The sequence below is a fragment of the Daejeonella rubra genome, from assembly GCF_900103545.1.
In the GTDB taxonomy this organism is placed as follows: domain Bacteria; phylum Bacteroidota; class Bacteroidia; order Sphingobacteriales; family Sphingobacteriaceae; genus Daejeonella; species Daejeonella rubra.
In genome coordinates this window covers 1-12,933 of record NZ_FNHH01000046.1, presented here as the reverse complement: position 1 = coordinate 12,933, position 12,933 = coordinate 1, and the positions used below count along the sequence as shown (strand labels likewise).

General features: G+C 36.2%; 9 protein-coding genes and 1 tRNA gene. 1 reads left to right on the top strand and 9 read right to left on the bottom strand.

The window, feature by feature from the left end:
• Positions 1–117: 117 nt before the first annotated feature.
• From BLR27_RS17875 to BLR27_RS17835, 9 genes are all read right to left on the bottom strand, one after another.
• Entirely contained in the window at positions 118–582 is a 465-nt protein-coding gene (locus tag BLR27_RS17875; protein ID WP_090707190.1) for a JAB domain-containing protein, read from the bottom strand.
• A 793-nt stretch (positions 583–1,375) separates the two neighbouring features.
• Entirely contained in the window at positions 1,376–3,910 is a 2,535-nt protein-coding gene (locus tag BLR27_RS17870) for a toll/interleukin-1 receptor domain-containing protein (protein WP_090707188.1), read from the bottom strand.
• Between the two features lie 542 nt (positions 3,911–4,452).
• Positions 4,453–4,671 (bottom strand): hypothetical protein, encoded by a 219-nt coding sequence (locus tag BLR27_RS17865; RefSeq protein WP_090707186.1) that lies wholly within the window; start codon positions 4,669–4,671, stop codon positions 4,453–4,455.
• A gap of 58 nt (positions 4,672–4,729) precedes the next feature.
• Positions 4,730–5,065 carry a hypothetical protein gene (locus BLR27_RS17860; protein ID WP_090707185.1) on the bottom strand — a complete coding sequence of 112 codons (336 nt, stop codon included), beginning with the start codon at positions 5,063–5,065 and terminating at the stop codon, positions 4,730–4,732.
• A gap of 280 nt (positions 5,066–5,345) precedes the next feature.
• Positions 5,346–7,247: a hypothetical protein gene (locus BLR27_RS17855; RefSeq protein WP_090707183.1), complete on the bottom strand. Its 1,902-nt coding sequence runs from the start codon at positions 7,245–7,247 to the stop codon at positions 5,346–5,348.
• A gap of 69 nt (positions 7,248–7,316) precedes the next feature.
• Positions 7,317–8,552: a site-specific integrase gene (locus BLR27_RS17850; RefSeq protein ID WP_090707181.1), complete on the bottom strand. Its 1,236-nt coding sequence runs from the start codon at positions 8,550–8,552 to the stop codon at positions 7,317–7,319.
• Between the two features lie 135 nt (positions 8,553–8,687).
• Positions 8,688–8,762, bottom strand: a tRNA-Val gene (locus tag BLR27_RS17845).
• Between the two features lie 291 nt (positions 8,763–9,053).
• Entirely contained in the window at positions 9,054–9,779 is a 726-nt protein-coding gene (gene recO, locus BLR27_RS17840; protein WP_090707180.1) for a DNA repair protein RecO, read from the bottom strand.
• The gene (locus BLR27_RS17835; RefSeq protein WP_090707178.1) at positions 9,769–10,125 is read right to left on the bottom strand and encodes a diacylglycerol kinase family protein; all 357 of its coding nucleotides are present in this window, start codon (positions 10,123–10,125) and stop codon (positions 9,769–9,771) included. Before BLR27_RS17835 ends, recO begins: the two co-directional genes overlap by 11 nt.
• A 165-nt stretch (positions 10,126–10,290) precedes the next feature.
• Between BLR27_RS17835 and BLR27_RS17830 the strand changes: the two genes are divergently transcribed.
• On the top strand, positions 10,291–12,627 hold the full coding sequence (locus BLR27_RS17830) for an efflux RND transporter permease subunit (RefSeq protein WP_176767747.1): 2,337 nt from the start codon (positions 10,291–10,293) through the stop codon (positions 12,625–12,627).
• Positions 12,628–12,933: the final 306 nt, after the last annotated feature.

Here is a 12,933-nt window from a genome sequence, read left to right as displayed (position 1 = left end):
GTAACCTTTCCCTCGGAATCGTGGCGTACTTTGCTTCGGAATGGGCGGCGTACTTTGTGTCGGAATCGTGGCGTACTATGGAGCGGAATATCCAATATTGGTTGATACTGGTGTATATTACATCAATCCTTCATTTGCAAAGCTGTAATAGCCATCTTCAGATAATATAAGATGGTCTAAAACCATAATATCCAGCAGTAGACCACCTTGCCTTATTTTACTGGTTAACTGAAGATCCGCTTCACTGGGAGTTAAATTTCCACTTGGATGGTTATGAGCTAAAATGATTGACGTTGCACAACTTTTTACAGCAACTGCAAATATTACTCTTGGATCTACAACAGTGCCACAGATACCTCCCGTAGATACCTCATACACTCCTATTACCCTGTTAGCCCTGTTAAGAAGCAAGATTTTGAATGATTCAATAAATCCAATGGTTCCTAAATTCCATAGGCTTAAAAGGACTCTAAAGCAGTCTGCTGAAGTAGTAATTTTTGGTCTGTCTGATGGCTTAAATTTTTGCTTGTAAGATACCTGTAGCTCCTGCACAGGATAGCTAGATATTTCTGGCTGTTTCATAATTTTGGTTTAAAATGAGTAATTTGATTAGTTCCTGCTGAATGTAGATTTGGTCTGATTTTGAAAAAATTGGAGACCTAGATGGAGGTGCTATTTTTAATAATAGCTATATTAATATTATGTCCTGGAAGGTTGTGAAGGAGCTAAAGAATAGATATTGGGGTGATTTGATGCACCTTCTGAAATTATATCTCTAAATTCTCACTTCAATACTCTTTTATAAGGAATAATAATGGTAAAGTGAGAAAAATCATACTACGGATCTATAAACTAAGTCAATCATGTGTCACTTAGTTTTATTATTTAATAGGAAAGTAAGTGGGACAACTAGTTTTATAGTACATACTTCTGTTTACCAATTGGATTTCTAACACATGAAATAGAATTTTCTGGTTATAAGGCCTGAATGATAAGACCAGCAAGAGCTTCAATCTTTTGACTTTAACCTTTTTTATTTATCACGGGTAAATAAATCAGCTAAATACTTTCCATATAACTGTATCCTCATAGGAAAGGATAAAGGGATATAAAGACTTAGAAGAATAAATAATGGGTGTAAGGCATAGCTCCTTGGATGAGTATTTAACTTTTAGCTACTACAAAAGGCGCCTGAATTCTCACTTTCGAATTCTTTTTTGAAATTAAGTCTTAATTAAGAGAGAAAATCAAGTAAGAGCTTTCATTTCCCAAGGACTACCTATTTTGGTTGATATAGAAAATTAAATGTTACAGAATTACTTTCAAGCAATTGTGCTAAAATCTCCAATTTGTTAAACTGCTGACAACACCATGTCTATTTTTGATAAATAATCTCTAGACAAACTCTTTCTGTTTCTTTTTCAGAGGTTTCCAAAATAAAAGTTAAACTTGGATTAATTTCAACAATGGCTTCTATCTTTTTTTCGACAAAAATTGCTTTAATTGGTGAAATTTTTTGCCAAAAATTATACGATTGGCTATAAAACCATAAAGCTGTTTCAATATTATTCTGCGCTATTAGGCATTCTGCATACCAGAGATATCCATACCCTTGTTTCATAGGATCTTTCACCTTTTTTAATGATTTTTTAAAACAAACAATTGCATCTGAAATATTTCCCATATACTGCAAACACCTTCCAACATTTCCGTACATTTCTCCATCTATAAAAGATTCTTCATCATGATTAATTAAATGATCTAATTCCCTATTGTTAAGAAATATTTCAAGAGCTCTTTTGACATTTTCTTTCACCTTTGTATCGCGGAGGGCTAAAGCTAACTGATGCTTTAAATTCAAATCACTTTTAGTTGGACTTTGTTCTTCTAGTGCAATACCCTCTTCAATAAGCTTAATTGCATCTTCATAGCTGGACTGAAACCATAAAAAATGTCCCTTTGCTTCACAAAACCTGATGTAATTAGGTCCTTTAACAAAAATATGTTTTTCATATTTTGTTAAGAAAGCACTCGCTTCATCGAACTTTCCAAATTGAGTTAGGGTGTCAACAAATTTTGAAAATTGGGAGTTGAAATAACTATATTCTTCATTAATTGCTGTCTTCCAATTTATTGTTATGAAGACGAGACTTGCCACCCTAATATATTCTTCAACATGCCCGGCATCACATATTGGAGTAGATATTTCTTCTAACCCAATTAATGCAGTCTTGTAATCGTCAATATTTACGTCTAATTCAACCTTTGCTGTCCAATTTTCAAAAAAACTAAGTGGTTGGTCAGAGCTTAGTTTTGGCTTTAGTACTAATATTAAATTATCATAAAAATTAACAAAGAGAGATATAAACCTTGATCGTTCAACTCTTGCAAAATTTTGTATCACATATTCCTTCACCAATGGATGTAATTCAAAAGTATCTTCCTCATCAATCATGGATTTTACAACTATCAGATTTAATTGCTTAAGTGCTTTTAATGCTTTTAAGAACTGGTTATGATTAAGCTCTGAAGCCAGTATTTTAGCGAGATTAGCTTGACTCTCCGCCCTTACGATTTCTGCAAAAGCCATTAATAATATTTTTTGTTTATCATTTAGGCTTTCCCAAATAACACTGAGAATTTTGTAAGATAAAATAGATGTTAAATTATTTTCATTGAAATGTGTATTAGGAGTAATACCTAATATGAATTTCTCGGCTACTTCCAAACCCCTTCTCGCCTGGGCCGCGATCAAATTTAACCATAATGGATGCCCTTTTGTTAATGCAAATGATTTTTCAGAGAGAATAGCTACTTCTTCATTTTTAAACGGTAATTGGTAATCTGAGAATAGTAAAAACGTTTCTTCTTTAGATAGTCCCTCAAGCTTTATTGTTAATAATTCAATATCAATATCATTTATAGATGACCTACAAGTGAAGATGAATTTTGACTGATGAATTTTGGATAGCGCTGCTTTATAAAGCTTTAAAACTGTTCCAGTGAGTTGAAAATTTTCAAACTCTATATAAGCATCAATATTGTCAAATACAAATATTATCCTACGGTTTTCTAATTCTGAAAAGAATAATTCAATCAGGTCCTCAATCTTCTCATTTGCAATTTCCTTTGCTTGGATTCGATTGTTGGTTATTCTCGAAATTATGGAGACGATCTTAGTATGAATTCTATTTTCCTTCTCCTGGCAATCACGCCAATCCCAAAATTCCCACTTTTCTTTTTTTAATGCAATCTCCCTGACGTAACATGATGCAAGCGCTGATTTTCCTTGACCCCCGATCCCTGAAATAAATACAACTTTATGTAAATCAAGCTCAATCTCTGAAATTTCTTTTTGACGGCCACGCCAATGTAGAATATTAGGAGGAGTGTCACATTCTACTTTAAATTTATATGATATTTTTATTGAATTGTCATGAGGTGTAATACTTCCAATTTCCTTTTTTAATTGAGAAATAGATAACTTTAAGCCCTCAGTTACAGAATAAAACGCTTCATCTTCATCCTCAAAACTTTTTACAGGCTTTGCATTCTTTGGTAAAGCTTGAAGTTTTCCAAAAGGAGTTTCATGCCAATCACATGCCCTAAGGATTATTGGTATAACCCGTGCCCGCCCACTTTCATGTTTCTCAATTGCCTTTTTTATTTCAATATCATAGCAATAGTCCGAACTTAGGAAATCAACACTTACTAAAAGTAAAATGATTTGGGAATTCTCCAGTTCTTCTTTAATCTTTTTATCCCATTCATCACCAGCAACAATCTTTCTATCATTCCAAGTTTCAATTATTCCATTTCTTTGTAATAACCCCAAATGCTTTTCAAGCTTCTCTTTATAAATCTCATCTTCATGAGAGTATGATATAAAAATATTTGTTTTTTCAAGCATAAATTGCGGAATGATATTTCAAGTTGATATAGGTAAATGTATAAAAATTCAATTGATTAGCAAGCCGTAAGCGAGTGGAGCTAAAGGTCTCAGCAAAGAAGTCCTGTAAGGACGATGCTGAGTATGTCTTGACACGAGAATTTTAAACAAGGTGGGTAATGCTAAGGGTTTAAAATTTGAAGCCTTTAGCGATGAGCAGGCGAGCATATAAAGACTAAAAGCGGTTGTATTTATCAGCAGAGGTTAAGCATGGGATAAATACAAGGACAGCTTTTAAGGAAACCGACTTTGCTTAAAACCAAAAGCATGACAGAATAAGTGATGGGTTAAGCTGGGGATTATGGCGTGCTTTTAGGGGAAGCTTAGGAGGTTGGAATGCCTTTTTACCTGCCTGGCAGGTGTGTGGGGTAAATTCTGGAAGTAACAAGAGTTATGACGGAGTAACAGAAAAAAAGCAGGATATAAAGACCAAGAATCAACTTAACCCTCCTTAAGCCACCTCAGAGGGTAAGGTGATTGATTGGGATGGTAAATTGGGTATATCATTTTGCAATAATTGTAAACTCATTATAAATTTGATGGCTCCCCTTTATTTTATAATAAATCAGGTTATTCTTTTCTGAAACTGCATCTACCTGTAAAATCTTATTTTCTGTATTAATTACTGCAAAAGGGCATCTAATCCTGATTAATTTATTTTTTGGAGTAATTACCAGTATGCTTTTATCGTCTATATATCTGTAAAAATTATATTCATCCATATTTAGTATCTAAGAGTTAATAAATAAGCCCACCATTTTCTGGCAGGCTCTTGTTTTTCTAACCTAACACAGCAGATTCAACACTTTGGTTAGCTTCTACAGGGCTGTATTCGTACCTGTAGTCCAATAAAATCTTTTCTCCTGTACTTGGTACCGTGTATTCATACGGTTCATCAGCATCAACCTTCAGAATGCTTCCTGGCATCTGCTTACCAATTAAGGTTTTACAGACTGTTTCATCAAAAGTGCAGGCCATGAAGCTTTTTCTGACTGTAGCAAACATCTTTCCTGAGGTTTGAGAAATTGCCATTTCAACATCTCCTGAAAGCTCTAAAGCAAAGAATGCCTTTCCAGCATTGCTTTTTTTTTCAACATAATTCGTTACTGTAACCATGATTTAATGATTTTAATTGTTTAAGAAATTCAGTTAATTATTTTCTACGGATATGCAGAAGAGGTACCCGGTAGGAAGGTCTCATAGTTATGGAAGGGGAGTGTTTGTAGGGAAGCTGATAAAAGTAGCCACACAATTTTTTTTAATTATGTAACCGTGGTAAAAAAATCAAGTCATATCCCTTCATTACCAATGTACCACTTAGTTTTATTTATTATTAGGAAAGTAAGTGGAACACAAGATTTAATTTTTTTTTAAAAAAAAACTCTGGCAAAAATGCTCACTTTTTTATTTGAATATACAATTCTCCAATCTCAAAGGTTGGTAAACCATCAATATAGTTTCTTTTGTCTTTTTTAACTTTAAAATATTTGTTTAGCGTTTTAACGGCAGTTGTCATGCTGCTTATTGTATGTAATCCTGTCTTTGAATACGCCTGATTTAACCCTTCCATAATTTGACTTTTATTATGTTTAGAGCCTTCGGGAAATAATTCCATAATTAGATCCTTAAATCCTGTTGTATCATAGGCAAATTTATAGGCATCCTTAAAATTGTTAAAAGCAGTAGCATTTTGTTCAGAAAGTTCCTTAAGATTATTTATTAGTTCCTCCTTATTTTCAAAATAACCAGACAGTGCTTGATATCTATTAAAAATTTCCGTTTGATGTCCAGATTCCGATGTCATTATAAGCCGGAGAACATCTTTTGGATCAACCAATTCTTGGAGTTTAGCCAAAGAAACTTCGACTTGTTCTTGCTTGGCTTCGTCAAAATTACTGGGTTTATCGTCTACATATGTATCAGAAAGTGTAAAATTCCAAGTTACATTATGACCTGATATTAGCAGCCATTGGTGTAAAGTGTATCTGTCCGTATAAAGCACTTTAGCTGTTTCCATATTTTCCACACAAGCATCAATATTAAAATAGGATACGACAAATTCATTGTTCAGATTGGTTCTTACAAAATTATATTGCAGAACATCAGTAGTCCCTATTATTAATTCTCTCACTTTTATCAATTGCTTGGCAAGGATCTGATTTGACTTAAAGTTATCAGCAATACATTCCAGGGATTTTATTTTGGCCTTAGCAGCCATGATCAGTAAATCAATATTGATTACGTCAGCAGGACTAAATATTGTTGAACCGTAAAATATTGATTCTGATAATAAAGGCTGCTTCCTACATCTCCCGGCAATCTGTTGTAATCTGCTAACAGACAATAATGTGTGCCTGAAATTTGGATGGGAATTTGAAATACAGATACAGTGGTACTTTTCCTCGATATCCACACCAACAAAATATGCAGATGTCATAAAATTTATTCTGCCTTCTAATATTCCATTGGATAGTTCACTTACAAAATGCTTGACATCCTGCTTTCGGTTTGCTGAACATAAAATCTTAATATCTTCAAAAGCTACTCCAAAATCATTAATTAACTTTTCTGCTATAGCTATACTGCCGTGTACAGAATTATACGCGATGACAATTTTATCATTCGGCTTTTCCTTGTATAAACGGGCGATATGATCAAAAGCAGCTCCAATTTCATTGTCAGAGTAGTAAAGATCAATATCCCTTACCCGACTGTTTTCATATTTAAAGATAGATTTATCTTCCTTCAATAATTCAGGATCTGAGAATTTCAATAGCGTACTTGATACCAAAGCCCGGTTTTCCCGAGGAAACATCTTATAATAATCCAGGCAGCCCTCAAGACGTTCTCTATAAGATCCTTCAAGTTGGAATGAGTCCACCTCATCAATCATCAAGAAATAAGTTAAACAGGTTTCTACACCCAAAACATCAAATAATCTTTTCAGACTATCCGCTACTACTAAGAACTTTTTATCTCCTTTTGATTGGCTATATTCTAAAATCTGTTTGTCAGTTGGCCTTTTAATCTCCCCAATATCTCCCCCAACGTACAAGCAACTTTTATGCTTTTTAGCCTTTGATGCAGCAATAGCCTTCAGAGGCACTACAATTATTGAATTTCGATTGCTATCTATTTCCAAGGTCGTTGCTCCAATACCAGTTTCACTTTTATCAATAATCCCTGACGGGAGCTCATCAATTACATCCCCTAAAAAAGGTTCACCCTTCAAAATCATTACTCTCGGAGCTTCATCCTCTTTAAATTCTTTAATCAGTTCTTGATTTTTAATCTTCATGTGGCATCGGTTTAAAAAGACCCAGTACCGGTTAAGTGTACCGGGTCTAAAATAAAGATAAGTTCACGGCTATTTATGATTAATAATCTGGACAATGACCTGACAGATAGTTTCATTCATTTTATCAATTTCATCCTTGTCAAAAGTATCCAGATAGATAGCTGTAGTCTTGTTCCCAAACTCATGCCCCATCGCTTCAGCAATAAGTTCATTTGAATATCCTAACTTTTTTGCGGTTGTAGCCCAAGTATGTCTTGCCACATAGGTAGTTAATGGTCTATCTAGTCCAATATCTTTTCCTACACGCTTTAAATATTTGTTGGTAGTCTTAATCCATTGGGAAATCAGCTTTTTTGCTTCCAGAGTATCTTCCATTATATCAGGTGGCAAAATTGGAAGGAGGTAATTTGAATTAATTCCTTTGTAGATACTAAATATGGATAGTGCATGACCAGTAATCTTGATATTGTATAGCTTATGTGTCTTTCTCCTTCTAAATGCCAACCTGTCTTTAATGATATTTTCCGTCTTTAAATAAGCCAGGTCAGTAAATGATATCCCTATCAGACAAAAGCTCAGCATAAAATAATTCCAGGAATGCCATTTAGCAGTCCCTAATTCCAAATCCACACCCATAATATTTTTTATAGCTTCTAAACTAATTGATCTCTTTGAAGTCCTTTCCTGTTTTACTGTGATATCATAAAATGGATAAAATGCTCTATCAACTATTTTAGCTTTTATCCCCTTATTATATATCGCTTTTATTGTTCTGAAGTAATTACTTATAGTATTTTGCTTTACTCCACTTGACAACAGACTGTTTTTATAGCCACTAAGCAAATTATAGTCGATATCCTGAAACTTTATTGATTTGTTGGAATAAGACATGAATCTGTTCAAAGCAGTTTGATAGATTAAGGCATTTCCAGTCTGATTAAGCTGTATCATATCCTTTATCAGCTTATTACTGAATTCATGGAATGTTATCTGCTCTACCTTTATAACTGTTCTATTAGATAATTGATCCTTTAGCTTCTCAAAGGAAAATTCACCAGATTCCTGTAATGCGAGTATAATCTTCTGGATCTTGAGGTATAACTCAGAAATTGAACTATTAAGCTTTTGGAAATTGGGATGGGATTTAATTATTAACTGGGATGTACTATCCCATTGATCTAACTTTACTCTTAAACCTGTCGTTATAGTAGTGTTGTTTCTGTTGTGGGTTATTCTGATGACTATAGTATAAAGTCCATCTTCTTTAATCCTTTTAGTGTCTAAAATGAGTTTGTAGTAAACCATAATTTGAGGTTTATGGTCATCTTCTGTACTATCATTGCACTATCAATGTACTATAAAAAGGGAGATTAGCTGGGCTGGGTCATAGCGACTACAAAAGAAAAACCCCTCAGAATTAATCTGAAGGGCTTTCTTCCGTGGGAGATACTGGGTTCGAACCAGTGACCCCCTGCTTGTAAGGCAGGTGCTCTGAACCAGCTGAGCTAATCTCCCTGATTGGGAGTGCAAATATAGACGTATCGTTCAATTTCACAAAATTAATTTGAAAATATATTTAATAAGCTATAAACTAGAGGCTTATGGATATAATAGATTATTTGAATTCCTAAAAACACCCCCTTTTATTCACCAGATCCAATGGAGTCCTTCGGACCAGCGGTGGATACTGGGTGGATAGGGAATTTGCTGTAAACTAGAAATCCCATTATTGATTGCAACTTTTTATCCGTTATGCTGTCCAGCATTAGTCCGAGGGACTCCATTGGAGCGAAAAGAATCTTCCCCCTAACTCAATACTTCCTCCAAAACCTCATGTGATCTGATCTGTCCGAAGCTTTCAATATGGTTTCTGTAATAATCCAGGATCTTCTCCAGCAGGAATTTTCTCTCTGCTGCCGGGATCTTCAGGTTCTCCAGATCATCAAAATTTGAATTCAATATGGCTGTCCACACTGCTGCAAATTGAGGTTCCAGAATATGGGCATGCGGAGGCTGCATCTTAGAATATCCCCCATCCCTGAGATCGAAATAAGTGCCCGCAGAAGCCAGGGTCGTATCCGGATAAAAACCCAGAAAGCGGGTCAGGCGTAACAGAAAATAGAGATGGAAATTCGCCAATCCATTGCTAATGCTATCCAGGATCTCAATAGCATGAAACAGAAATTCAAACAAAACCTCATCGGCTTCATGCTGCTTCAGCGATTTGTAAAGAACCTCATTCAGAAACATCGTGATGGAGCTTTTCACAATATCATAAGGAATGCTGAGAAATACCGGCTGATGCCTGAGTTCCGAAACGCGTTGAATACTTCCGGATGTTTTATGGTAGACCACCATATCCAGCAAATGCAAAGGCTGCAGGGTGTTCAGCCTGATCTTTGATTTGGGCCTCTTGATACCATTGATCAGGTACGACTGGAGACCGAACTTTTCAGTAAACACCTGCACCACCACACTGCTTTCGGAGTAGTCGGTGGTTTTAAATACTATTCCCCTTGTTTTATGAAGCATGAATGATCTTTGGAAGAAGTATCAAAATTCCGGTTATCAGGGCCATGAGGGCAGCGATCAGAACTGCTGCGGCTGAAATATCCTTTATGAGACCTGCTTTGGGATTGAATTTTGGCGAAACAAGATCCACTAAGGTTTCCATAGCAGTATTAAATAACTCCGCCATGAATACGATCGCCATCGCTGCAATGATCCACAACCATTCTGCGGTAGTAAGTCCGAGGTAAAAACATACAGCAATAACCAGCAATGAGATCAGGCAATGAATTCTGAAGTTCAGCTGCGTTCTGAACGAATAGCTGATTCCATTAAAGGCAAAATAAAACCCTTTTAAAAATTTCTTCATGCTTTTCTAGAATTTCATCTTTCTGATGTACACTTTATCAAGGATCAAGGCTAAATATGGTATTATTCCTGTATCAATAGCTAAATAACAGATTATTGAAAGTCCAATTTAAGAATTTTTGTAGTTTTGCGACCTGGCTTTCGCTTTTATCCTAAAACGTTCAGTATGTGGAATAACTTTTCCAAATTTATACTTTCTAACCGTATATCTATTCTTGTAGTTTTCTTTCTTATAACGCTGTTCATGGCATGGAAGGCCAGCTACGTCAGGTTATCGTACACAGGAAGTAAAATTCTTCCCTTAACTGACTCTGCTTTCATCAAGTATAACAATTTCAAAAGCCAGTTTGGTGAAGATGGAAACATGATGGTTTTAGGGATCAGTTCTCCTGATCTATTGAAAAAAGAACAGTTTAACGAATGGAAAGCACTGGCTGCAGACATCCAAAAGGTTGAAGGTATTAAACAGGTTCTATCCATAGGTAATCTTTACGACTTACAGAAAGATACCACCAATCAGCGGTTTGTATTAAAACAATTGAGCGGAACCACGGTGCTGAACGATGCTGAAATGGACAGTATCAAACAACGCATTTATGAGCTTCCGTTTTACGAGGGACTGATCTACAATAAAGAAAGCAATGCCACTTTAATGGCGATCAATTTTGATACTAAGATCCTGAATACCAAAAAAAGAGGGCCAATCATTCAATCTATTCTTGATAAGGCTGATGCGTACAGTAAAAGGAATAATATAGAAGTCCACTATTCCGGGCTGCCCTTTATCCGTACGGCAGTAAGTCAGCTGGTTTCAAAGGAGTTTGTGCTTTTCCTGGGTCTTTCCATATTAGTCGCGGCAGTGATATTGTTTATCTTTTTCCGCCGGCTATATCCAGTCATTTTCCCGATCCTGCTGGTGATCGTTGGCGTGATCTGGAGCCTGGCAACCCTGGTTATGTTCGGGTATGAGATCACCATCCTTACCGGACTGATACCGCCGCTGATCGTGATCATTGGCATTCCAAACAGTATTTTGCTGCTGAATAAGTACCATAATGAGCTTCGCAAGCATGGCGACAAAGCCAAAGCGCTGCACGTTACGATCCTGCGGATCTCTGAGACCACCCTGATCGCCAATATTACTGCGGCCATTGGTTTTGGAGTATTATTTTTCACAGGCAGTGCCTTATTGGTTGAATTTGGTGTTGTAGCCGCACTGAATGTGATGGCTACCTGGTTTATTTGCCTTTGCCTGATCCCCATTATATTCAGCTACCTCCCGGCACCTGCACTGAATGCACAGGAAGAGCATGATAATAGCTTTTTACATAAATTACTTGTAAAAACCGATCATCTGGTACACAATCGCAGTAAGCTGATCTATATTTCTACTCTTATTATTACCCTGATCTCAGTAATTGGGGTGTTGAAGATCAATGTGAATGGCTATGTGGTGGATGATCTTCCGCAGAATTCTCCCATTATCCGTGATCTTAAATTCTTTGAAAAGAACTTCGAAGGGATCCTGCCATTGGAAGTGAGCATTGATACGCGCAAGAAAAATGGCATCCTGAACTTGTCGACAATAAAAAAGGTCGATAAAATGGAGGAAATGATCTCTGAATATCCCGAATTCTCACGTTCAGTATCCCTGAATAAAGCATTAAAATATGCATCACAGGCATTTTATAATGGCGATCCGCAATTTTACCGCATCCCCAATGATATGGAGAAGAACTTTGTTTTGAGTTATCTGGGCAATTCGGGTGGAAATAATGATATGCTAAAAGGCTTTGTCGATAGCAATAAACAGGTTACAAGAGTAAGTTTCCAGATGGCTGATGTGGGTTCTAAACGAATGAATGAACTTCTGGTAGAACTTAAACCCCGTATCGACTCTATCTTAAATCCGGAGCGTTATGATGTTCTGCTAACCGGATCGAGCATTATTTTTTCTAAAGGAACAGATTATATGCTTAGACATCTGATGGAAAGTATTCTTCTGGCAATTGTTCTGATCTCCCTGCTTAGGCTCGCGCAGTTTAAAGATATCCGAATCATGTTCATCTCCTTGCTTCCTAATATTATTCCCCTGATCATTACTGCGGGACTGATGGGATTTTTCAATATCCCACTTAAACCTTCAACCATTCTGATATTTACCATTGCATTCGGCCTTGCTTCCGACCAGACCATTTATTTTCTGACCAGGTATCAGCAGGAACTGCAGTCGACGGATTTCAGCACATCAAAAGTTATTTCAGATACCATCATAGAAACCGGTATAAGCATGACTCATATTGCTTTGGTTCTGTTCTTCGGGTTCGGGATATTTACAGCCAGCACCTTTGGCGGCACCATGATATTGGGATTACTGCTTTCCATTACGCTGATTATTGCACTCTTTTCAAATCTGACCCTGCTTCCTGCTTTACTTGTATTGCTGGATAAAAGGAAAAGGAGGAAGATTGCCAGGGCAAAGGGTGAAACCTGGGATATTTGAGTTTTTAGGAAAACCTGGTTTTATTATCAAGCACACGCGTGGGCGTGTAAGGGACGATAGAGAAATCAGCATACCACACGTCGTCATTTCGATGAGGCACGAAGAGAAATCTGTTGCAACGAAAGCTGCTTTTCATTTAAATCACTGCCCTTAGGCATGAGATTTCTCCACCTCTCAATAATCTCTTTCAATTAGAAAATAGCACAGGTGTTCGTATTCTAGGTTTAACTTATTTCCAAATTTAATTTAAAAAAGATTTTCTTCAGGCTGCTCTCTTATAGTTTTCCACATACATTTCCCCTCTTT